Here is a 21,333-nt window from a genome sequence, read left to right as displayed (position 1 = left end):
GCCTCCCTCACGCCGGTGGGAGGCAGGCACTGAGTTCCGCCGAAGTGTGGGGAGTGTCAGGAGAGGTGAAGAACAGAGCGCGGACGGCTCGCCGTCAGCGCAGGGTCATCCCGCCAGTCGCGAGGAATGATGGCCGGTAATCTTCCACTCGCCGAGGATCTCCTCGAAGGTGAACAGAAAGCGGGCCGGAATCGTGACCGTCTCTTCAGCGACGCGATACTCGAAGGTGTAATGGCCGCCGATCACCACGGTGCCCAGCTTGCGACTGACCCGTGGCGAGTACTCACCCAGCTCGCAGGCCAGCGCCTCATTGGCGAGAAAACCATCGAAATAGGCCTGCCGCTGCTGGCGATTCTCACGCACATCATCGGCGACCGTCGGCACCAGAATCGCGTCCTCGGCATACAGCGAGAGAAGCGTTTCCTTTTCCCCACGCGTGACGGCGATCGCCCAGCGCTCAAGCGTGCGCGTCGCGGCATTGATGCAGAATTCAGCGTCACGTTCCGTCAATGGAGGGGACGTCGGATGGGACATGCTGTAGCTCTCCCTTGAGGATGAGGCTCTTGAGGATATGGAAAGAAAGACGGGGGGCTGCCGGCCTCCCCGCCCTGATGTCACGTGATCGCTCAGGCGTCGGCGCACCGCAGGATGCCCTGCCCCAGGCGCTCGATCAGCTGCGGATAGAGTGTCTCGCCCAGCGGCAGCCCGACCCCCAGCGGCTCGAAGACGATGGAGGTCTTGACGCCGGTCCCCTCGAAGACACTCTCGATCAACGCCGGGTTGTACTGTGGCTCACGGAAGACGCACTGGATGTTGTCCCGCGCCACGCGCGCCTGGATCTCCTTGACGCGCGCCGGGCTGGGCGTGGAGGCATCCCCCAGTGAGATGGCACCGGACGCGGGAGCATCGAAGCGGTGCTCGAAGTACTGGTAGGCATCATGGAAGACGATGTAGCGAGTGCCCTGCACCTGTGCCAGACGCGCTGACAGTGACTCTGTCATGGCGTCGAGCTCCCGCTGGCCCGTCTGGGCATTCCTGCGATAGGTCGCAGCATGCTCCGGGTCCTGCGCTGCCAGCGATTCCGCGATCGCCGCCAGCCAGAGACGCGCATTCATCGGGTCCAGCCAGCCATGCGGGTTCATGCCAGCGTGGGCATGCTCATGGTGCTCGTCATGGCCGTCGTGATGCTCGTCGTGCTCCGCATGGGCTTCGTAACCGCCATCATGATGCTCGTCATGGTCACCGTGCTCTTCATGATCACCATCGTGATGCTCTTCGTGATCGCCATGCACTTCATCATGTTCAAAAGACACCTCATCATCATGATGATGCGCTTCGAAGGTGGCGCCCTCGCGATAGCGCAGATGAAGGGTGCCGGGCACTTCCATCAGCTCGAGGGTGTCGGCATCCGCGGCCAGCGACGCACGCGCCTTGGCAAGCCAGGGCGTCAGGTCATCACTGACGAAGAACACGACATCCGCATCGGACAGTGCCTTGGCCTCGGAGGGGCGCATGGAATAACCATGCGGTGAAGCGCCTAACTGGATGACAAGCTCGGGACTGCCCAGCTCCCCCATGACGCGCGAGACCAGTGAATGCACCGGCGGGATGTCCACCGCGACGGAGGGCACCTCCGCCATGGCCACGGCGGGCAGCATCAATACTGGCAGCGAGAGTAAGGGCAGCAACCGATTGCGCATGACGGTTCTCCAGAAGATGCGATGACACGGAAGGAAGTTCGGAGACGCTACCGCCTCGACTCAATATGTTATAACATAACACTTACGATCACTGAACCGTCAACGTTGTCATTCTTCAAGGGCCTGCTCCCCATGCCGCTGTTATCGATCGAGAACCTCTGCGTCACCCTCGGCAAGCACCGCATTCTCGAGGAGATCGAGCTACAGGTGGAACGCGGTGAAATCGTCACCCTCGTAGGCCCCAATGGGTCCGGCAAGTCCACGCTGCTTCGCAGCATCATCGGGTCCATTGCTCCGTCGCACGGTCGGATACAACGAGAGCCGGGGCTCAAGATCGGCTATGTCCCTCAACGTCTGAGCCTTGACCCGACGCTGCCGATGACGGTGGAACGCTTCCTGAACCTGCCACATCGACACTCGCTGGATGCCGTGGCCCATGCCCTCCTGCAGGCTGGCATTCCCGGTGCCGAGGTTCAGCAGATCGCCAGTCTCTCCGGAGGTCAGTTACAGCGAATTCTGCTGGCCCGTGCACTGCTGGATTCGCCTGATCTCCTGCTGCTGGATGAGGCGACCCAAGGCCTGGATCATCGTGGCATCGCGGATTTCTATCGTCAGATCGATCGCGTCCGTCACACCCTCGGCTGCGGAGTGCTGATGGTCAGCCACGAACTGCATGTGGTGATGCGAGCCTCGGACCGCGTCGTCTGCCTGCATGGGCACGTCTGCTGCCAGGGCACGCCAGAGCGCGTCATGGCCTCACCGGCCTATCAGGATCTGTTCGGACTCGACACCGCTGACGCCCTCGCCTTCTACCGACATGACCATCGACACAGCCATCGACACAGTCATCGACACAGCCACACGGCGCCGCCGATGGATGACAGGGTGCCGCCGCCTGCACAGCCCCTCACGACACCCGCGACACCGATCACAGAGAGATTGCACTGATGCTTGACGCCCTCATGGACGACTTCATGGTCCGCGCCGCTCTGGCAGGCATTGCCGTGGCGCTTGCGGCAGCGCCCCTGGGCTGTTTCGTCGTCTGGCGGCGCATGGCCTATTTCGGCGATGCCACGGCCCACGCCGCAATTCTCGGGGTGGCGCTGTCACTGTTGATGTCCACCTCAATGCTGGCAGGCGTGCTCATCGTCTCGCTGATCATGGCGACGCTGGTGACCCTGCTCAGCGGACGCGGCTATGCCATGGACACCCTGCTTGGCGTCATGGCGCACTCCGCGCTCGCCTTCGGGCTGGTCGCCGTCTCCTTCCTGCCTGGCGTACGGATCGACCTGATGGCCTATCTGTTCGGCGATATCCTGGCCGTCAGCAAGACGGATCTCGCCATCATCGCCACAGGCGGCCTGCTGGTCCTCGGGCTGCTCCGCTGGCGCTGGTCGGCATTGCTCACCGCCACGCTCAATGAAGACCTGGCGCGTGCCAGCGGCATCAACCCACGACGCGAGCAGCTGGTGCTGACACTGTCGCTGGCCGTGGTGGTCGCGGTCGCCCTGAAGGTGGTCGGGGCGCTTCTGATCACCGCCCTGCTGATCATCCCGGCGGCCACGGCACGCCGCTTCTGCCACACCCCCGAACTCATGGCGGTTGCCGCTGCCATCATCGGCGGGATTTCCACCACCGGCGGACTGCAGGCGGCCTACTGGCTGGATACCCCCACCGGCCCGACCATCGTGTGTCTCGCCGCCTCGCTGTTTGCCCTGAGCAGCGTATCGGCACAGCTCTCGCGTCTGGCCTCCCGCACAGCCCCCCGACGCACCTGATCCACGAAAGCGAGTCGAGTGAGCCTCTCAGACACTGACAGGATGCCGGAACGCCGAATGGCGAGACGACTACTTTTCTGCGTCAATTAGCAGCTTGCGCAATAGACGGGCAAGCTGCTCCTGCTCCTCACTGTCCAGCACACTCGCCATCTGATGCAGGTTCTCGACATGCCCCGCCAGGGCATCGTCGATCAGATGACGCCCTTCCTTCGTCAGCACGACGCGATTGCTGCGCCGATCTTCATAACTGGCCTGTCGCTGCAACAGCCCTCGCTTTACCAACTGATCAATCCGCGTGCTCATGGCGCCAGAAGAGAGCATCAACGTCTGATACAGCTGAGTCGGCGTCAGCGGTTCTCGAGAACGTCGCAGTGTCGCCAGGATATCGAACTCGACAGCAGACAGGCCAAACCTCTCGAACACCTGCTCCATGGCTGGACTGAACAATCGACCAGCTCGGCGAAGACGTCCGAAAATGCCCATCGGACGACAATCCAGGTCGGGGCGAGCCACCTCCCACTGCGCAAGAATACGATCCACACCATCCGTCATCATGTCTCTCCTGAATATCTTTTCAAAAAGATACTTTGATCTCTGGAGATTTGCGAGTACTGTAAATATATCTTTTAAGAAAGATACTTTCAGGAGAGACAGCTATGCCACTCACCAACGCCAGAAGCCTGGCCATGACCGCCATGGCCCCGATCATATGGGGCAGCACCTATCTGGTGACGCAGACCCTGCTGCCCCTGGATACCCCCTTCACTGCAGCGGCCATCCGCGCCATCCCCGCTGGGATACTCATACTTCTCTGGACTCGGCAGACCCTGACAGGTGGGTGGTGGTTGAAGGCCATGGTGCTCGGCACGCTCAATATCGGGCTGTTCTTCACTTGCCTGTTCGCCGCTGCCTACCGCATTCCCGGTAGCCTGGCCGCACTGCTGCTGGCCAGCCAGGCGGTGTGGGTACTGCTATTGAGCCGCTGGTGGCTAGGCACCGGCTTCAGCGTGACGGCAGTACTGCAATGTGGCTTCGGCGTGGGGGGTGTGGTGCTGCTGGTCACTCCCGATCAGAACGGGCTGGACCCGGCGGGACTCGGATTTGCCCTGCTCGGCGCGCTCTCGATGGCAGCCGGCATCGTCTTGAGCAAACGCTGGGCACGTCCGCCCGACGTCAGTCAATTGAGCCTGACTGGTTGGCAACTGGTGTTCGGCGGGCTCTTGCTGCTCCCCCTGGCTGCCTGGTCGGAAGGGATCCCCACCTCCCTCGATCCTCGTCATCTGCTTGGCTACGGATACCTGATCCTTCTGGGGGGCGTGCTCGGGTATGGGCTCTGGTTCGCCGGCATCCAGAAAATGTCCGCCTTCTCCGCCTCTCTGCTGGGGACCTTGAGTCCGCTGACCGCGACGGTATTGGGCTTCCTATGGATGGACGAGTCATTCGGACCGCTTCAATGGCTTGGCACCTTGTGCATTCTCACGGCCCTGACACTCCCTCTCGGATTCTCACTCAAGCGACATGTCGCTCAACGCAGCCAACCTGCACCTACCCAATGACACTCCCAAGGAACTCACCATGAACTTGCACCTGATGATCATCGTCGCCAGTCAACGCCCTGAATCCGCCAGCCTGCGATGCGCACGATTTCTGGAACGTCAGGCCCTTTCTAGCGGCTTTGCGGACTGTGACATTCTTGACCTTGGCAAGACACCACTCCCCTTGTGGGACACTGATCTTGACAGTCATGTAGGCCATTGGTCCGACATGCCGGACCTTCGACAACGGGTGCAGGCAGCCCATGCCGTGATTCTAGTCACGCCCGAGTGGCATGGCATGGCCACACCGGCGGCCAAGAACTTTCTCATGCTGTGCACCCAACATGAGCTGGGGCACAAGGCTGGATTGCTGGCAGGGGTATCTGCGGCAGACAACGGGGTGTATCCCATTGCCGAGCTGCGCATGAGCGGGACAAAGAACAATCACCTGTGCCTGATTCCGGAGCAGCTGATCTTTCGTCAGGTCGATAGCCTGATTGATGCTGATTCGTTGTGTCACGATGAACCGTTCGAGGCTCGGAGCCGCTACACCATGAGCCTGCTGGCCCACTATGCACGCGCCCTCACGCCGATAAGAGACTTGCCGGGCGTCCCCTCAAGGAGCTTTGCCTTCGGGATGTAATGCTCTGGCCAGCAGGGCTGGCTCTGACGTCTTCTCATCCACCATGACAACGCCCCACTGACCAATGATCAGTGGGGCGTTGTCATGGGGCGCGAGAGTCATCGGGCACTATCTGCCCATCACTCATTCCCAGGCGGGGAATGGGTCCGGCAGAATACGCCAGGCTTCCTTGACCGCCAGCAGCGTGGCGTCATCGAGCAGACAGTCGTCCAGCGCCTGGCGGATACGGGCTTCCTCCAGGTTCTGGCCGATGAACACCAGCTCCTGGCGCATGTCGCCGAAGGGCTCTTGCCATTTTTCCTGGATCGACGCCAGATACTCGGGGTCTTCAGGCCATTCGACCTTCGGTACCGCCTTCCAGAACATGCCGCCGAATCCGTAGTGAGCGATGCCACCGGCCTGGTTCCACTGCCCCGCGAACTGCGGGCGCGTGGCCAGCCAGAAGAAGCCCTTGGAGCGCAGCAGCTTGCCACCGAACCAGTCCCCGTGGAGCAGCTGGTGGAATTTCTCGGGATGGAACGGCACGCGCGCATGGTAGGAGAAGCTCGAGATGCCGTACTCCTCAGTCTCCGGCACGTGCTCGCCGCGCATCTCCTTCAGCCAGCCCGGTGCCTGCTGTGCACGATCGAAACTGAAGCGACCGGTGTCCAGCACCTTGGAAAGCGGCACGGCGCCCTGCGTCATGGGCAGAATCTCGGCTTCCGGGTTGAGCGAGCGCAGCACGGCCGTCAGCTCATCCAGCTGGGTTGCCTCGATCATGTCCGTCTTGCTGATCAGCAGCACATCGCAGAACTCGATCTGGTCAACCAGCAGGTCGGCGACATTGCGCTCATCGTCCTCGCCGAGGCTTTCCCCGGCGTCGGCCAGTGACTGCGCCTCGCGATACTGAGCAAGGAAATTGGCGCCATCCACGACGGTGACCATGGTGTCGAGGCGCGCGACATCGGAGAGGCACTGGCCATCCTCATCCTCGAAGGTGAAAGTTTCCGCCACCGGCAGTGGCTCGGAAATGCCGGTGGACTCGATCACCAGGCAGTCGAAGCGCCCCTCCTCGGCCAGCCGGCGCACCTCGATGAGCAGGTCCTCGCGCAGCGTGCAGCAGATGCAGCCATTGCTCATCTCCACCAGCTGCTCCTCGGCGCGATTGAGCGCCACCTCGCTGCCTGTGCCGGGTACGCCACGCACCATGGCGGCGTCGATATTGACCTCGCTCATGTCATTCACGATCACCGCCACCCGCCGCCCTTCGCGGTTGGCCAGGATGTGATTGAGCAGCGTCGTCTTGCCGGCGCCCAGAAAACCGGACAGCACAGTGACTGGCAGGGATTGTGGCAGGGGCCGCGACAGGGCTTGAGACGGGGATTGCGTTGGAGACACTCGGGGGGAAGTCATCAGGCGGTACCTCGATAGGATAGGGTCTTGGCCACGTCGCTTTCGCCTGGAGGCATTCTTGCCGGCGCAGGGTCAGGGCGAGGGACAGGTGAGTGCCTGGACGTGGGGGACCGCTGGTTTCTCGATCATCAGATGCGACAAATGATACGTTATAACATAATCTTCCGTCAGCCATTTTCTGATGAACCGCCCCACCTTCTTGTCTCATCAGCATCAGAAAGAAAGAAAACGCCCCGCTGGCAAGCCAGCGGGGCGTTTCTCGTCGTGAGCAGAATGTCAGGTGACAATCAGACCGCCATCATCACGGCAGAGGCCATCACTGCCCCACCCACCAGACGAGACGCGATGGTTGGCACGCTCATCAGGCGCTGACCCACTGCACGGCCCAGCAACGCCAGGGCCAGTGTCGCGACCACGAAGCCCGCCATGTAACCCATGGCACTGCCAGCCGCCGGCATTTCCAGCGCGTGGGCGAAGCCGTGGAAGGCCATGAAGCCGGCCACCATGACGGCACCAGCCAGAGTCGGCAGACGCAGCAGCAATGCCACCAGAGCACCGGACACCAGTACCGAGAGCAGAATGCCCTGCTCGGCGATCAGCGCATGCAGGGCCTGACCACCGCTGAGCAGCGCGATGCCCGCCCCCGCCAGCATGCCGACGACCATCAGCAGCGGCGTGCCAAACCTCAAGACCCGTGACTGGCGCGCGCTCCAGATCCCGATGGCCAGCATGGCCAGCAGGTGATCCAGCCCGGTGAAGGGATGCGTCAGGCCGGCCATCAGTCCGTGGGCATCATGGCCGGGGTGTGCGGAGGCCGAGGTCGCCACCAGCAGCAGCGAGGTGGCCAGCAGTGCGGAGTGAGAACGCTTCATGTGTCATTCCTGAACAAGATGATGATGAATTCACCCGATATCCGTCATGTGTCGACTACCGGGAGACAATGGATTCCTGGCAAGCGGCAGAAAACGCTGCGCCGTCAGGCCTGTGCGGCCAGCTTTTCCGGGCGGCGCTCCGGCAGCATGCCGCGATCCAGAATGAAGGCGATGATCTCTTCCAGGCCGACGCCGTCATACAGGTTGGCGAACACGAAGGGCCGCTCGCCACGCATCTTGCGCGAGTCGCGGTCCATCACCTCAAGCGAGGCATGCACCTGCTCGGCGATGTCGATCTTGTTGATGATCAGAAGGTCGGACTTGGTGATGCCCGGCCCGCCCTTGCGCGGAATCTTGTCACCTGCCGAGACGTCGATCACATAGAGCGTGAGATCGGAAAGTTCGGGGCTGAAGGTCGCGGACAGGTTGTCACCGCCGGATTCCACCAGCACCAGCTCCATGTTCGGATGGCGGGCCTGGAGATCATCGATGGCCGCCAGATTCATCGAGGCGTCTTCGCGGATCGCGGTATGCGGACAGCCGCCGGTCTCGACGCCGAGAATGCGGTCCGCCTCCAGCGCTTCATGGCGCAGCAGGAAATCGGCATCTTCGCGGGTGTAGATGTCATTGGTGACCACCCCGATGTCGTAGTGATCGCGCAGGGCCAGACACAGCTGACGCAACAGCGCCGTCTTGCCGGAGCCCACCGGCCCCCCCACTCCTACGCGTAGACAATGCTTCATGACAGCTTCCTTTCTCGTGAGATATCAGGCGTTCGTGTCGGTCGGTTCAGGCGCCGCCGCCTCAGGACAGGCGGCGTTCAATCAACTCCTGAACAGACGGGAATATTGGGTTTCGTGCTGTGCGGAGGCGAGCGCCAGCCCCGGCAGTATCGGGCCAAGCGCTGCATCCGGGCGCTCAAGTGCCTGTGCGACGACCTCCACCACGCGGGGGCGCAGTTGCTCGGTCAGGCGCTGCGCGGCGGTATGCCCCAGCGGCATGGCCTTGCAGGCCACCGCCAGCTGGTTTTCCAGCCAGGCCCAGGCAAAGCCGATCAAGGTCTGGCGCAGTGGCACCCCACGCTGGTGCGCCACCCAGGCGAACACCGTGACGTAGCCCGGTGTCTCGGGCATCAGCGCCGCTGGTGGTTCAAGCGCGAGGCTTCTGAGCAGGCGCAGCAGCGCCGCCCCGAGACGCGCGTCCTCATCGCTGAGTTCGGCGGTTTCGCGTGTCGCCTTGAGCCAGCCATCCCACTCATTGAGCGCCGCCGCATCCTCCTCGGCCCATGCCTGCTGCAGGCGCACCAGCAACGGCAGTTCGCAACGGCCGAGCCCGTCTTCCAGCACGCCGTCGATCCACTCGCCAAGCTCCTGCTCCTGAGTGACCCACCCCAGTTCGAAGGCACTTTCCAGCCCCTGGGACCAGGCAAAGGCACCGATGGGCAAGGCCGGACTCACCAGCTGCAGGAGCCCCAGCAGTGCCAGGTCCTCCTGAGCCGGCAGGCCCGCCATGGCATCAATGCTCATGCGTGTGCTCATGGGCGTGGCTGTGAGAATGACCGTGGCTGTGCTCATGCCCGTGCGAATGACCATGATCGTGAGAATGAGTCCCCTGTCCCGCCTGGGCATAGGCGCCCGGCTCAGGATCAAAGGGCGCCTCGTGATGGGTGAGGGTCGCGCCAAGGCGCTCGGCCAGCGCTTCCAGCACGTGATCCGGCGGGAAGCGCACCCAGCCGGTTTCCGTGTCGGTCCCTTCATCCTGCATGCCGATCGCCAGCTGCACATGGCGATTGCCCAGGTGATAGCAGAGCGCCGCCATCGGACGCCCGGCGGCGATGTGGGCAGTCACTACCGGCTCATCCGCGGCGCGGATGCAGATTACCTCGCCCTCGCGCGAGGCCAGCCGATCGCCGTCACGCAGCACCGGTCCGCGATCCAGAAACAGGCCGACCTCGCGCCCGCCGTCCGTGGTGGCACGCAGCCGCCCGCGGATGCGCAGCTCCAGCGGCAGAGTCAAGGTATCCAGAGGCTCCGCCTCGGTGTGAGCGCTCGCTGGGTCGCCTGAGCCACTGGCGTCTGGCAGGCGATGTATCAGTTCCATCATGGCGTCAATCTCGAATAGGGAGTCAGAACAGGCTCTTGAAACAGGCCCTCAGAACAGGCCTTCAGAACAGGTGGTAGCGCTGGGCCAGGGGCAGCTCGGTGGCAGGCTCACAGGTCAGAAGCTCACCGTCGGCGAAGACTTCGTAGGTCTCGGGGTCGACCTTGAGCTCCGGGCAGGCATCGTTGAGTTTCATGTCACGCTTGCGCACCTGGCGTACGTCGCGACAGGCGGACAACGGGCTGTCGAGTCCGAGGGCCTCGCCGACACCGGCCTTGAGTGCCGCCTGGGAGACGAAGGTCAGGCGCGTGGCGCTGGCTGCCTTGCCGAAGGCGCCGAACATTGGGCGGTAATGCACTGGCTGCGGCGTGGGAATCGAGGCATTCGGGTCGCCCATCGGCGCGGCGGCGATCGTGCCGCCCTTGAGAATGCAGGCCGGTTTGACGCCGAAGAACGCCGGTGACCACAGCACCAGATCCGCCAGCTTGCCGACCTCGATGGAGCCGACCTCATGGGCGATACCGTGGGTAATGGCCGAGTTGATGGTGTACTTGGCGATATAGCGGCGGGCACGGAAGTTGTCGGTGCCACGCTCGGCATCCTCCGCCAGCAGGCCACGCTGCTCGCGCATCTTGTGCGCGGTCTGCCAAGTGCGGCAGATCACCTCGCCCACACGACCCATCGCCTGGGAATCCGAGGACATCATCGAGATGACACCCAGATCATGCAGGATGTCCTCGGCGGCGATGGTCTCGCGGCGAATGCGCGAATCGGCGAAGGCCACATCCTCGGGGATGCTCGGGTCCAGGTGGTGGCAGACCATCAGCATGTCGAGATGCTCATCCACCGTGTTGACGGTGTAAGGCCGCGTCGGGTTGGTGGAGGACGGCAGCACATTGAGGCGCGAACAGGCAGTGATGATGTCCGGCGCATGGCCGCCACCGGCGCCTTCGGTGTGGAAGGTATGGATGCAACGGTCCTTGAAGGCCGCCAGCGTATCCTCGACGAAGCCTGATTCATTCAGGGTGTCGGTATGGATCGCCACCTGCACATCGTAGGCATCGGCGACTGTCAGACAGTTGTCGATGGAGGCCGGCGAGGTGCCCCAGTCCTCATGCAGCTTGAGGCCGATCACGCCGGCCTCGATCTGCTGCTCCAGCCCCTCGGGCAGCGAGGCATTGCCCTTGCCGAGCAAGCCGATGTTCATCGGCAGGCTGTCCACCGCCTGCAGCATCTTGCCGATATGCCAGGGCCCCGGCGTACAGGTGGTGGCATTGGTGCCGGTGGCCGGCCCCGTCCCACCGCCGAGCATGGTGGTGATGCCGCTCATCAGCGCTTCTTCCACCTGCTGGGGGCAGATGAAGTGGATATGCGGGTCGACACCGCCGGCAGTCAGGATCTTGCCCTCGCCGGCGATGATCTCGGTGCCCGGGCCGATCACGATATCCACGTCAGGCTGGGTGTCGGGATTGCCGGCCTTGCCGATGGCCGCGATGCGCCCGGCCTTGAGACCGACATCCGCCTTGACGATGCCCCACCAGTCCAGTATCAGCGCATTGGTGATCACGGTATCCATCACGCTGTCATCGGCGCGCTGGCTCTGGCCCATGCCATCGCGAATCACCTTGCCACCGCCGAACTTCACCTCTTCGCCATAGTGGGTGAAGTCCTTCTCCACCTCGATCCACAGTGCCGTGTCGCCCAGGCGCACACGATCACCAGTGGTCGGGCCGTACATGTCGGCATAGGCCTGTCGCGTTATCTTCATGGGTTGCCTCTTGATCCCTGAGCCGCAGTCTCTGAATGAGCTCCAAGGTAAATGCCTGTCGGCGCAATTGCCTGACGCCTTGACGGAAAGGTTGTCACTCGCTCAGCGCTCGACACTGCCGTCATCCTTGAGCTGTCCCATCACCTCGCCACGGAAGCCATAGATGTGGCGACTGCCGGCGAAGGGAATCAGCGTAACGTCACGCGTCTGCCCGGGCTCGAAGCGAATCGCCGTTCCGGCGGCGATGTCCAGGCGCTGCCCGAGGGCGGCCTCACGATCGAACACCAGCGCCGGATTGGCCTCGGCAAAGTGATAGTGCGAGCCGATCTGGATCGGTCGGTCGCCGCGATTGCCGACCGAGAGCGTGGTGCGCAGGCGGTCCTCGCAGAGAGAGATCTCGCCGTCCGCCACCTGATATTCACCGGGAATCATCATTGCTCACCTCACACGATGGGGTTGTGAACGGTCACCAGCTTGGTGCCATCCGGGAAGGTCGCCTCGACCTGCACCTCGGGAATCATCTCGGCGATGCCTTCCATCACGTCATCACGGGTCAGCACCTCTGCCCCGCGCCCCATCAGCTCAGCCACACTCAATCCTTCGCGTGCGCCTTCCAGAATCTCGGCGCTGATCAACGCGATGGATTCCGGATAGTTGAGCTTGAGGCCCTTGGCCTTGCGGCGCTCGGCCAGCAGTGCTGCGGTAAACAGCAACAGCTTGTCCTTGTCTCTTGGCGTCAGTTCCATGTCGTGGCTCTTGTGGTTGTCATTGCGTGGGGGCTCTCGAGGTCAGGTCAGCCAGATACGTGGCACCTGTGCCTCAAGCCCCGTCATCATCGGGCGCAGGATCTGCCATGCCTGCTGGCACAGTGCCCAGGCCTCGTTGCGTTCATGGCCGAGATAGCGCAGCAGCAACACGCCCTCGCGGCGCGTCACCGCCCATCGCGGAGAGGCAGGCATCGCCTCGCGCAGGGCCTCGATGGCCTCCGGCTCATCTGCAAGTCCCACCGCCCACAGCGTGGCCTGGACACTGCAGCCGCCCTGCCCCCAGCGCCCCATGAAGCGCGGATGCAGCGGGTCCAGCGACTGGCGCTCGATCCACACTGGCTTGCCGTCACGCGTCAGGCGAAAGCGTTGTTCCAGATGGCCGCTGACGAAGGGCAGCTCACCGACGGGCCGGCCGAGTGCCAGCACTTCCCAGCCCAGACAGCGAGCATTGCCCTCAAGCTCGAGAGTGGTGGTCTGCTCGCCGCGCGAGCCATTGAAGGCCAGCGTCTCCTGAGGCAGCCATTCCAGAGTGGCGCCGTTGGCGACCTTGAGATGCGTATGCTGGCCCCAGGCCACGCCGTTGCGATCCGCCTTGTAGAGCTTGGCGGCCGCCGGCGTGGTCAACAGCACCTTCGCGCCCTGCTCGACCTCTGCCGTGATATGCAGCGCATCACCACTGACCAGCCCGCCAGGGGGATGCAGCAGATAGACATGGCAGCAGCCGTGGCGGCCTTCGGGGTAGAAAGGACGCTGCACGCGCAGCGGGCCGTGGTGGCGACGACGCGTCAGACGCGTGATGGGGCCTGCGCCATCGCGGGTGTCGGTCTCGAAGCGCAGCGCCAGCGAGGCCTGCCACTGACGCTGATCATCGAAGCGATGGCCGGACGCGACATCCGTCGCGCCGTCTGCGGAAATCATGCGCTGGATCGTCATACGGTCAGGTGCTGCTTGATCAATTCATCGGACAGCGCCGCGATCTCGCCTTCAGCCACCCGCCGGCCGCGATCCATGATCACGAAGCGATCGGCGTACTTGCGCGCGAAGGGCAGCTTCTGCTCGACCAGCAGCACCGTCAGGCCGTCTTCCTTGATCAGGCGGCGGATGACCTCGCCTATCTGGGCGACGATATTGGGCTGGATGCCTTCGCCAGGCTCATCGAGAATCAGCAGGCGCGGTTCGATCACCAGCGCGCGGCCGATGGCGAGCTGTTGCTGCTGGCCGCCTGAGAGGTCGCCCCCGCGCCGGTGACGCATCTCCTTGAGCACGGGGAACAGCTCATAGATGCGCTCGGGAATCTGGCGCAGGCCATCGCGACGCACGGCAAGCCCGGTGCGCAGATTCTCTTCCACCGTCATCATCGGGAAGATCTGCCGCCCCTGGGGAACGTAGCCGACACCCAGGCGGGCGCGCTCCTCGAGCTTGCGCCGCGTCAGATCAAGCGGCTCATTGCTACTGGAATCGCGACCGGAATCGTTGCCACTGGCATCGGCGCGGTACAGGAGCTTGCCGTCACGGACGCTCTCCTCGCCCATGATGCATTTCATCAGCGTGGTCTTGCCGACGCCATTGCGGCCCATCACGCAGGTACATTGCCCAACGGGAATCTCCAGCGTCAGGTCCCACAGCGTATGGCTTTCCCCGTAGAACTGGTTGAGCGTGTCGATGGTCAGCAGCGGCGACTCGCCGCCTGACATCGGTGCCTTGGTGTTCAGCGCTTGCGTCATCCGTCACTCTCTCCCAGGTAGACTTCGACGACTTTCGGGTCGCTCGATACCGCATCCATGCTGCCTTCCGCCAGTACCGAGCCCTGATGCAGCACCGTGACCTTGCGTGCGATGGAGCGCACGAAGCCCATGTCGTGCTCGACCACCACCACCGACTGGCGGCCCGCCAGGCTGGTCAGCAGCTCCGCGGTGCGCTCCATCTCCTGCTCGGTCATGCCGGCCACCGGCTCATCGACCAGCAGCAGACGCGGTTTCTGCATCAACAGCATGCCGATCTCCAGCCACTGCTTCTGGCCGTGGGACAGGATGCCCGCCTCGCGCGCATGCCATTCCTTGAGATGAATCGTCTGCAGCACTTCCTCGATCCGATCCCGAGTCTCGCCGGTCATGCGCGCGGTCAGGGTCGGGAAGATACGCTTGTCGGTGGCCATCGCGAGTTCGAGATTCTCGAACACGCTGAGTGCCTCGAAGACGGTGGGCTTCTGGAACTTGCGACCGATGCCCAGGGTGGCGATCTCCGGCTCACTCAGGTGCAGCAGATCGTGGCGGCTGCCGAACCACACCGAGCCACTGTCGGGGCGCGTCTTGCCGGTAATGATGTCCATCATCGTGGTCTTGCCGGCGCCGTTGGGGCCGATGATGCAGCGCAGCTCACCATCGTCGATGGTCAGGTTGAGGTCATTGATCGCCTTGAAGCCATCGAAGCTGACACTGACATCCTCCAGATAGAGGATCGGCCCGTGGGTCACATCCACCGGCGAGACGCGCGGGGACAGGAAGTCGAACACGCGATCCCGCGTGGCCATCTCTTTCAACAGACTCATGCAGTGGCCTCCTCGATGGGGCGGGAACCGGATGCCGATTCGGTCTTGGCCGCCGACGACTGCGAACGCCTGGCCCAGCCACGCTGGGCGAACAGGCCGGCGATGCCCTTGGGCAACAGCACGGTGACCAGCACGAACAGACCGCCGAGAGCGAACAGCCAGGCGTCCGGCATGATGCCGGTGAACACCGTCTTGGCGTAATTGACGATCAACGCGCCCAGCACGGCGCCGTAGAGCGTCGCGCGACCACCGAGCGCCACCCACACCACCACCTCGATGGAGAACAGCGGCGAGAACTCGCCGGGATTGATGATGCCGACCTGCGGCACATACAGCGCTCCCGCCACACCGGCCAGCATCGCCGAGACCACGAAGATGAACAGCTGCACACGTTCGACGCGATAGCCCAGAAAGCGCGTGCGCGCCTCGGCGTCGCGACAGGCGATGCTCAAACGCCCGAGCTTGGAGCCGACGATGCCGCGACACAGCAGATAGCCGAGCCCCAGCGCCACACCACTGGCGATGAACAGCGCGACGCGCATGGCATCCGTGCGCAGATCGAAGCCCAGCATGTCCTTGAAGTCAGTCAGGCCGTTGTTGCCGCCAAAGCCCATCTCGTTGCGGAAGAACGCCAGCATCAAGGCGAAGGTCAGCGCCTGGGTAATGATGGAGAGATAGACACCGGTGACGCGGGAGCGGAAGGCCAGGAATCCGAACACCAGCGCCAGCAGCCCCGGTGCCAGCAGCACCATCAGGAAGGCGAAGGCCGGCATGTCAAAGCCCTGCCAGAACCACGGCAGCTCCTGCCAGTTGAGGAAGACCATGAAATCCGGCAGCTCCGGATTGCCATAGACGCCGCGGTCGCCCACCTGGCGCATCAGGTACATGCCCATGGCGTAACCACCCAGCGCGAAGAAGGCGCCGTGGCCCAGGCTGAGGATGCCCAGGTAGCCCCAGACGAGATCCACCGCCACCGCCAGCAGCGCATAGCACAGGTACTTGCCCAGCAAGGTGACGGTGAAGGTGCTGACATGCAGCGGATTACTCTCGGGCAGCAGCACATGCAGCAGCGTGACCGCGAGTACCGACAGTGTCAGGACTGCCAGGAATATCTGGGTGGAGCGCTCCGTGAAGGGGCGCGCCAGCCAGGAACGTGAATCAGGCATGGATCAACCCTCCGCGGCGCGGCCCTTCTGCGGGAAGAGTCCCCGCGGGCGCTTTTGAATGAACAGGATGATGAAGACCAGCACCACGATCTTGGCGAGGACCGCACCCGCCCAGGGCTCGAGGAACTGATTGAGCAGTCCCAGCGACATGCCGGCCACCAGCGTGCCCCACAGATTGCCGACCCCGCCGAACACCACCACCATGAAGGAGTCGATAATGTAGTTCTGGCCCAGGTTCGGCCCGACGTTGGTGATCTGCGAGAGCGCGACACCGGCAAGGCCGGCAACGCCGGAGCCGAGTGCGAAGGTCATGATGTCGACACGCGTCGCCTTGATGCCCATCGAGCGCGCCATGGCACGATTCTGGGTCACCGCCCGCACCTCGAGCCCGAGACGGGTGCGGCGCATGATCAGCATCAGGCCGGCGAACACGAACAGCGCGAAGCCGATGATGTAGAGGCGATTGAGCGTCAATGACAGCGCCTCGTTGATCATCAGCGAGCCGCTCATCCACTCCGGCGTGACCACGATGCGATTCAGGGGCGAGATGGTGGTACGCACCAGCTGCTGCAGGATCAGGCTGATGCCGAAGGTGGCCAGCAAGGTCTCCAGCGGACGCCCCTTGAGGTGCTGGATGACGCTGCGCTCGATGATGACGCCCACCGCCGCCGCGACCAGAAAGCCTGCGGGAATGGAAAGCAGCAGTGCCAGTCCCGGCTGCCCGGGCAGCAGCTGCTGCATGCCCCAGGTGGTGTAGGCGCCCAGCATGATCAGTTCGCCATGCGCCATGTTGATCACGCCCATGACACCGAAGGTGATGGCAAGCCCGATGGCAGCCAGCACCAGTACCGAGCCCAGCGAGAGGCCGAAGTAGAGCGTCTCGAGCCCGCTGTTGAGCTGGAGCTTCTGCTCGATACCGGCCAGTGCTACCCGAGCGGCCTTGGCCAGCTGCGGGTCATCACTGGCCGCAGCACCATTGATGGCGGCAATCGCCGCGGCGTTCAGGCTGCCGGACAGCGTCTCCAGCGCCGCAGGGTCGCCATTGGCTTCCAGCTGCTGGATGGCGAGCGCCTCCGCCAGGGTGGCGCGGATATCAGTATCGGCTTCCTGCTCGATCAGGCTCGGCAGCCGCTCGGCCATGGTCTCATCGACACTGCCGCGCAGGCCGCGCGCCGCCGTGAGCCGGACCTCGGCCTCCGGGGACGACAGGTCGATCATCGACAGCACGCCATCGATGTGGCCGCGCAGCGAGTTGTTGCTGCGCAGTGTCTCGAGCTCACGCCGCGAGACCTTGCCGGCGGAGTCGCCGGACAGGGCGTCGGAAACGGCCCATTCGCGGCCGCGATTGCTGTCGATGATCAGGAAGCGCTCGCCGCTCTTGAGGCGAGCCAGCTTGCTTGAGGAGAAGGCTTCCAGCCAGCCACGCGCGCGCTCATCGCCGCTCACGGCGATCTCATCGATCACGGCCGGCTTGGCGGGATTGCGCGCCTCGGCAAGTCGGGTCAGCAAGGTCTGGGCAGCGCTGTCAGACAGACGCGCTGACTGCCCAGTCGCGGATTCGGACTGGGCAGCGGCAAACAGGGGGAATGACAGAAGACAGATCAGCAGCATCCTCTGCCAGCACCAGCGGAACATCGTTGAAACGGAGATAGACATCAAGAAGGCCATCCATGGTGAACGCGCGAAGGCGTCATCAGTCTCCGAGGGCGTCGCGACCTCGGAGCCGACACTCAGTGAGGCGGCACGCAGGTTCACATGCGCGCCGCCTCACTCTCAGAACGTGCTACGCATCATTGCGTGGCGACGTTCTGTTGAGCCCCACAGGAATGGGTCACGACGTTGTAGTTGCCGCACTCCATCGGCTTGCGCCAGTCACTGATCAGGTCCTTGGAACCTTCCAGATAGTCCGACCAGGCATCGCCTGCCACAGTGGAGGGGGTCTGCCAGACGACGGAGAACTGACCGTTGTCCTGGATCTCGCCGATCAGCACCGGTTTGGTGATGTGATGGTTGGGCATCATGGTGGCGTAGCCGCCGGTCAGGTTGGGAACGGATACGCCGATGATGGCGTCCTTGACCGCATCGACCTCGACACTGCCCGCCTTGCGAGCGGCTTCCATCCACATGTTGAAGCCGATGTAGTGGGCTTCCATCGGATCATTGGTGACGGCATCTTCCTTGCCGGTGTAGGCGATCCACTCATCGATGAAGTCGTAGTTGGTGTCGCTATCCACGCTCATGAAGTAGTTCCAGGCCGCGAGATGCCCGACCAGCGGCGCGGTATCGATGCCCGAGAGCTCCTGCTCGCCCACCGAGAAGGCCACCACCGGAATGTCCTCGGCATCGATGCCCTGGTTGGCCAGCTCACGATAGAACGGCACATTGGCATCGCCGTTGATGGTGGACACCACGGCTGTCTTCTTGCCCGCGCTGCCGAAGGACTTGATGTCCGAGACGATGGACTGCCAGTTGGAATGACCGAAGGGCGTGTAATTGACCATCACATCCTCATCGGCCACACCGTGAGACTTGAGGTAGGCGGCCAGGATCTTGTTGGTGGTACGCGGATAGACATAGTCCGTGCCTGCCAGCACCCAGCGCTCCACGCCCACGTCGTTCATCAGATAATCCACTGCCGGAATCGCCTGCTGATTGGGCGCCGCCCCGGTATAGAAGACATTCTCCGAGGACTCCTCGCCCTCATACTGCACCGGATAGAACAACAGGCCGTTGAGCTCCTCGACCACCGGCAGCACCGACTTGCGCGAGACGGACGTCCAGTTGCCGAAGATGACATCGACCTTGTCCTGCGCCAGCAGTTCACGCGCCTTCTCGGCAAACAGCGGCCAGTTGGAGGCCGGGTCGACCACGACGGGCTCCAGCTTGCGTCCCAGCAGCCCGCCCTTCTCGTTCTGCTTCTCGATCAGCATCAACATGGTGTCTTTCAGAGTCGATTCACTGATCGCCATGGTGCCGGACAGTGAATGCAGGATGCCGACCTTGATCGGCCCCTCTTCCGCCTGGGCGACATTGGCCAGCGAGAAACCGACACAGGCGGACAGCATTGCGGCAGCAATTTTCTTGTTCACGACATTCCCTCGTATCTTGTTGTACTTGTTATCCCGACTGAGGTAGTGCAATTGATGTGCCAGTCATAAGCAGGGGCGAACTGATGGAGGGAAACAGGGTGTCAGGAATCGGGCGCGCAAAGAGCGCACCAGTACAGTGCATAATCATGAGGCACGCCAAGCACACCGCACCAAAATAGGCCGATCCACGACAATGCAGAGTCAACAAGGAATACCAAAACCACTCGAGGCGAGTGAATGACCATTCTCTAGAATGGTTATGCAAGAAGGTCACTAGAGGGAACAGGAGGTGTAACAGGCTTCTCAGACAGTGGCAGCATGCCCGAGAAGACCATGATCTTCTCGGACTCATCCCTCAGGATGACTACCCTGAAACGTTTCTGAAGGAGGTGGCAAGCGCTGATGGATTTCCTTTCGGTATTTTCGCAATGTCACCAGGCTGATGGATTTACCATGCTCAACCTCGAAGTAGAACTGCACCTTGCAGAGATCTCCTGAGTATCTCTCAAGCAGATGCTTTATCGCAGCTCTATCTACTGCAGAGAATTTTGGAGGACGACCAGGTCTGGGCCTGTCCTCCAACATCGTCCACCGAGTCACTTTCCACCTATCAATCCAATTGACAATCGATTCTTTTGTCACCCCCAATCGAATTGCCACCACCTTGGCACTGATGCCCTCATCCACAAGTAGAAGTGCCGTGGCTCTCAATGCCTTCTGCTTACCTCTATGGGTATTCCTGAACGCCTCAAGACAAGTTCTTTCATACTGACTCAGCATTGATGAAATTCCCCTTTCAGCATAAGACTCATGCCATTTACCACCTATCACTATATGGCAGAACAGTATCTATTTTTGGATTCTACTAACCCATAAACCTCTGTCTTCCCTCTTCACTGTGTCGCCACCTCGACGGAACAGTTGGACATGGATAATACCCAACAGGCACCAGCCACAGGCTATACAAGGTGTAAATATCTGTAAAACGTTTTATTATCGTTTAACTGTAGAGCAGCAAGATTAATCTTCAAGTACTACGCATCTCATGCTTTTGGCCAAAAATGATCACTAGCCAATTCATCAAAAATCGAATGAAGGAAACACAAAAGACAAAACCAGTTACTAAAAAGATACATTATGAAAAAAATATATACATTATCGCGACATTTTGCGACACGAGATTCTCAACATTACAAACACGAGGTAATAGAAAAATAAAACCTACTACTCATTAAACGATAGATAAACAATCGCTCCTGAACAAATGATCCTCACCCTATAGCTTTGTGCAATAACTGCGATAACCCTCAGTAGATTTGACGCAGATCAATATTTAAGATTCCCCCTAACAAAGGAATCAAAAAGAAAAACTGCAAGGGAGAATCATCTATGCCGGTCAATGCCAAGGTCGCAGGACACAGCGGTCTGTCCTTACAGGACACTGTTCTTCGTCAAGTGCGTGAAGTCAGACTCAACGAAGCATCCGATGTGTCATTGGATATATCACCCGACGAAATCGCAGGTCTGTCTCGCTCGGGTGATGACCTTGTCCTGACACTGCAGAATGGTGAAGTCATTACCCTGGACGGCTTCTATATCGATCCACAGGAAGAAAGCCACCTGTATCTTCAGGGTGATGACTTCGCTGGCGATATCTACCGCATCGACATGGCCGGCACGTCTCCCGGCAATATCCCCTACGAAGCCATACCAGTAGAAAATACGATTGAGTCCGCTTTTCTGGCCACAACATTGGGCGCATCAGGAACGACTCTGGCGGCACTCGGCGTGATAGGTGCTACGGGCCTAATGATCGGTGGCACCAATTCAGGTGGTGGTAGCCAGGATGATGATACGCCCAGCCCGTCCAATGCCCCGGACGCTCCCGAGATTGTGTCAATCGTGGATGACGTGGACCCTGTCACAGGCGAGCTGGCTTCTGGCGACAGCACCGATGACACGACTCCGACCCTGA

Annotated in this window: 22 protein-coding genes; 5 read left to right on the top strand and 17 right to left on the bottom strand. The window is 61.8% G+C overall.

What is annotated here, in order from left to right:
• Window positions 1-105 precede the first annotated feature (105 nt).
• Both QD228_RS08365 and QD228_RS08360 read right to left on the bottom strand, forming a co-directional pair.
• Window positions 106-534 carry a DUF4440 domain-containing protein gene (locus tag QD228_RS08365; protein ID WP_279875115.1) on the bottom strand — a complete coding sequence of 143 codons (429 nt, stop codon included), beginning with the start codon at window positions 532-534 and terminating at the stop codon, window positions 106-108.
• 92 nt (window positions 535-626) lie between these two features.
• Window positions 627-1,700 carry a zinc ABC transporter substrate-binding protein gene (locus QD228_RS08360; protein WP_279875113.1) on the bottom strand — a complete coding sequence of 358 codons (1,074 nt, stop codon included), beginning with the start codon at window positions 1,698-1,700 and terminating at the stop codon, window positions 627-629.
• 132 nt (window positions 1,701-1,832) lie between these two features.
• On the opposite strand from QD228_RS08360, the gene QD228_RS08355 reads away from it, so the two are divergent.
• Entirely contained in the window at window positions 1,833-2,648 is an 816-nt protein-coding gene (locus tag QD228_RS08355; protein ID WP_279875111.1) for a metal ABC transporter ATP-binding protein, read from the top strand.
• Window positions 2,648-3,478 carry a metal ABC transporter permease gene (locus QD228_RS08350; RefSeq protein WP_279875109.1) on the top strand — a complete coding sequence of 277 codons (831 nt, stop codon included), beginning with the start codon at window positions 2,648-2,650 and terminating at the stop codon, window positions 3,476-3,478. Before QD228_RS08355 ends, QD228_RS08350 begins: the two co-directional genes overlap by 1 nt.
• Before the next feature lie 69 nt (window positions 3,479-3,547).
• On the opposite strand, the gene QD228_RS08345 is transcribed toward QD228_RS08350, so the two are convergent.
• Window positions 3,548-3,925, bottom strand: a complete 378-nt coding sequence (locus QD228_RS08345; protein ID WP_279875107.1) for a MarR family transcriptional regulator — start codon at window positions 3,923-3,925, stop codon at window positions 3,548-3,550.
• A 209-nt stretch (window positions 3,926-4,134) separates the two neighbouring features.
• On the opposite strand from QD228_RS08345, the gene QD228_RS08340 reads away from it, so the two are divergent.
• Both QD228_RS08340 and QD228_RS08335 read left to right on the top strand, forming a co-directional pair.
• Window positions 4,135-5,034 (top strand): EamA family transporter, encoded by a 900-nt coding sequence (locus QD228_RS08340; protein WP_084208283.1) that lies wholly within the window; start codon window positions 4,135-4,137, stop codon window positions 5,032-5,034.
• Between the two features lie 19 nt (window positions 5,035-5,053).
• Window positions 5,054-5,656, top strand: coding sequence for an NAD(P)H-dependent oxidoreductase (locus tag QD228_RS08335; RefSeq protein WP_200017211.1), 603 nt, complete (start codon window positions 5,054-5,056; stop codon window positions 5,654-5,656).
• A gap of 123 nt (window positions 5,657-5,779) precedes the next feature.
• Here QD228_RS08335 and zigA read toward each other — a convergent pair whose 3' ends face one another.
• The 14 genes from zigA to urtA all read right to left on the bottom strand — a co-directional run bounded on the left by zigA (window position 5,780) and on the right by urtA (window position 19,334).
• Window positions 5,780-7,048, bottom strand: coding sequence for a zinc metallochaperone GTPase ZigA (zigA, locus tag QD228_RS08330; RefSeq protein ID WP_279875105.1), 1,269 nt, complete (start codon window positions 7,046-7,048; stop codon window positions 5,780-5,782).
• A gap of 287 nt (window positions 7,049-7,335) precedes the next feature.
• Window positions 7,336-7,920, bottom strand: a complete 585-nt coding sequence (locus tag QD228_RS08325) for a HupE/UreJ family protein (protein WP_279875103.1) — start codon at window positions 7,918-7,920, stop codon at window positions 7,336-7,338.
• Between the two features lie 104 nt (window positions 7,921-8,024).
• A complete protein-coding gene (gene ureG / locus QD228_RS08320) occupies window positions 8,025-8,663 on the bottom strand; it encodes an urease accessory protein UreG (RefSeq protein ID WP_054556181.1) in 639 nt (212 codons plus the stop codon).
• 81 nt (window positions 8,664-8,744) lie between these two features.
• Complete coding sequence (locus QD228_RS08315) at window positions 8,745-9,446, bottom strand: urease accessory UreF family protein (RefSeq protein ID WP_222429716.1); 702 nt, start codon at window positions 9,444-9,446, stop codon at window positions 8,745-8,747.
• Window positions 9,436-10,023 (bottom strand): urease accessory protein UreE, encoded by a 588-nt coding sequence (locus QD228_RS08310; protein ID WP_279875102.1) that lies wholly within the window; start codon window positions 10,021-10,023, stop codon window positions 9,436-9,438. The genes QD228_RS08315 and QD228_RS08310 overlap by 11 nt, the downstream gene beginning before the upstream one ends.
• Window positions 10,024-10,084: 61 nt before the next feature.
• Window positions 10,085-11,788 (bottom strand): urease subunit alpha, encoded by a 1,704-nt coding sequence (gene ureC, locus QD228_RS08305; RefSeq protein WP_279875101.1) that lies wholly within the window; start codon window positions 11,786-11,788, stop codon window positions 10,085-10,087.
• 102 nt (window positions 11,789-11,890) lie between these two features.
• A complete protein-coding gene (locus QD228_RS08300; protein ID WP_054556303.1) occupies window positions 11,891-12,220 on the bottom strand; it encodes an urease subunit beta in 330 nt (109 codons plus the stop codon).
• 11 nt (window positions 12,221-12,231) lie between these two features.
• On the bottom strand, window positions 12,232-12,534 hold the full coding sequence (ureA, locus tag QD228_RS08295; RefSeq protein WP_024952521.1) for an urease subunit gamma: 303 nt from the start codon (window positions 12,532-12,534) through the stop codon (window positions 12,232-12,234).
• A gap of 42 nt (window positions 12,535-12,576) precedes the next feature.
• A complete protein-coding gene (locus QD228_RS08290; protein ID WP_279875099.1) occupies window positions 12,577-13,473 on the bottom strand; it encodes an urease accessory protein UreD in 897 nt (298 codons plus the stop codon).
• 11 nt (window positions 13,474-13,484) lie between these two features.
• A complete protein-coding gene (urtE, locus tag QD228_RS08285) occupies window positions 13,485-14,228 on the bottom strand; it encodes an urea ABC transporter ATP-binding subunit UrtE (protein ID WP_279875424.1) in 744 nt (247 codons plus the stop codon).
• A gap of 47 nt (window positions 14,229-14,275) precedes the next feature.
• Window positions 14,276-15,103 carry an urea ABC transporter ATP-binding protein UrtD gene (gene urtD, locus QD228_RS08280; protein ID WP_279875097.1) on the bottom strand — a complete coding sequence of 276 codons (828 nt, stop codon included), beginning with the start codon at window positions 15,101-15,103 and terminating at the stop codon, window positions 14,276-14,278.
• A complete protein-coding gene (gene urtC, locus QD228_RS08275; RefSeq protein ID WP_279875095.1) occupies window positions 15,100-16,269 on the bottom strand; it encodes an urea ABC transporter permease subunit UrtC in 1,170 nt (389 codons plus the stop codon). The genes urtD and urtC overlap by 4 nt, the downstream gene beginning before the upstream one ends.
• Window positions 16,270-16,272: 3 nt before the next feature.
• On the bottom strand, window positions 16,273-17,880 hold the full coding sequence (gene urtB, locus QD228_RS08270) for an urea ABC transporter permease subunit UrtB (RefSeq protein WP_279875423.1): 1,608 nt from the start codon (window positions 17,878-17,880) through the stop codon (window positions 16,273-16,275).
• Between the two features lie 179 nt (window positions 17,881-18,059).
• The gene (urtA, locus tag QD228_RS08265) at window positions 18,060-19,334 is read right to left on the bottom strand and encodes an urea ABC transporter substrate-binding protein (RefSeq protein WP_084208274.1); all 1,275 of its coding nucleotides are present in this window, start codon (window positions 19,332-19,334) and stop codon (window positions 18,060-18,062) included.
• A 1,413-nt stretch (window positions 19,335-20,747) separates the two neighbouring features.
• On the opposite strand from urtA, the gene QD228_RS08260 reads away from it, so the two are divergent.
• The coding region (locus QD228_RS08260) for a BapA prefix-like domain-containing protein (protein ID WP_279875093.1) at window positions 20,748-21,333 on the top strand (586 nt) is incomplete at its 3' end.

It is taken from the genome of Cobetia sp. 3AK, from assembly GCF_029846335.1.
Classification (GTDB): Bacteria; Pseudomonadota; Gammaproteobacteria; order Pseudomonadales; family Halomonadaceae; genus Cobetia; species Cobetia marina.
Note: the sequence above shows the minus strand (reverse complement) of the source record. Positions and strands in the feature narration are given on the sequence as shown.

Excerpts from the sequence above, each read along its gene's own strand:
- QD228_RS08365 (WP_279875115.1), bottom strand. The coding sequence starts at position 534 with ATGTCCCATCCGACGTCCCCTCCATTGACGGAACGTGACGCTGAATTC.
- QD228_RS08360 (WP_279875113.1), bottom strand. The coding sequence starts at position 1,700 with ATGCGCAATCGGTTGCTGCCCTTACTCTCGCTGCCAGTATTGATGCTG.
- QD228_RS08355 (WP_279875111.1), top strand. The coding sequence starts at position 1,833 with ATGCCGCTGTTATCGATCGAGAACCTCTGCGTCACCCTCGGCAAGCAC.
- QD228_RS08350 (WP_279875109.1), top strand. The coding sequence starts at position 2,648 with ATGCTTGACGCCCTCATGGACGACTTCATGGTCCGCGCCGCTCTGGCA.
- QD228_RS08340 (WP_084208283.1), top strand. The coding sequence starts at position 4,135 with ATGCCACTCACCAACGCCAGAAGCCTGGCCATGACCGCCATGGCCCCG.
- QD228_RS08335 (WP_200017211.1), top strand. The coding sequence starts at position 5,054 with ATGAACTTGCACCTGATGATCATCGTCGCCAGTCAACGCCCTGAATCC.
- zigA (WP_279875105.1), bottom strand. The coding sequence starts at position 7,048 with ATGACTTCCCCCCGAGTGTCTCCAACGCAATCCCCGTCTCAAGCCCTG.
- QD228_RS08325 (WP_279875103.1), bottom strand. The coding sequence starts at position 7,920 with ATGAAGCGTTCTCACTCCGCACTGCTGGCCACCTCGCTGCTGCTGGTG.
- ureG (WP_054556181.1), bottom strand. The coding sequence starts at position 8,663 with ATGAAGCATTGTCTACGCGTAGGAGTGGGGGGGCCGGTGGGCTCCGGC.
- QD228_RS08315 (WP_222429716.1), bottom strand. The coding sequence starts at position 9,446 with ATGAGCATTGATGCCATGGCGGGCCTGCCGGCTCAGGAGGACCTGGCA.
- QD228_RS08310 (WP_279875102.1), bottom strand. The coding sequence starts at position 10,023 with ATGATGGAACTGATACATCGCCTGCCAGACGCCAGTGGCTCAGGCGAC.
- ureC (WP_279875101.1), bottom strand. The coding sequence starts at position 11,788 with ATGAAGATAACGCGACAGGCCTATGCCGACATGTACGGCCCGACCACT.
- QD228_RS08300 (WP_054556303.1), bottom strand. The coding sequence starts at position 12,220 with ATGATTCCCGGTGAATATCAGGTGGCGGACGGCGAGATCTCTCTCTGC.
- ureA (WP_024952521.1), bottom strand. The coding sequence starts at position 12,534 with ATGGAACTGACGCCAAGAGACAAGGACAAGCTGTTGCTGTTTACCGCA.
- QD228_RS08290 (WP_279875099.1), bottom strand. The coding sequence starts at position 13,473 with ATGATTTCCGCAGACGGCGCGACGGATGTCGCGTCCGGCCATCGCTTC.
- urtD (WP_279875097.1), bottom strand. The coding sequence starts at position 15,103 with ATGAGTCTGTTGAAAGAGATGGCCACGCGGGATCGCGTGTTCGACTTC.
- urtC (WP_279875095.1), bottom strand. The coding sequence starts at position 16,269 with ATGCCTGATTCACGTTCCTGGCTGGCGCGCCCCTTCACGGAGCGCTCC.
- urtB (WP_279875423.1), bottom strand. The coding sequence starts at position 17,880 with ATGCTGCTGATCTGTCTTCTGTCATTCCCCCTGTTTGCCGCTGCCCAG.
- urtA (WP_084208274.1), bottom strand. The coding sequence starts at position 19,334 with ATGCTGTCCGCCTGTGTCGGTTTCTCGCTGGCCAATGTCGCCCAGGCG.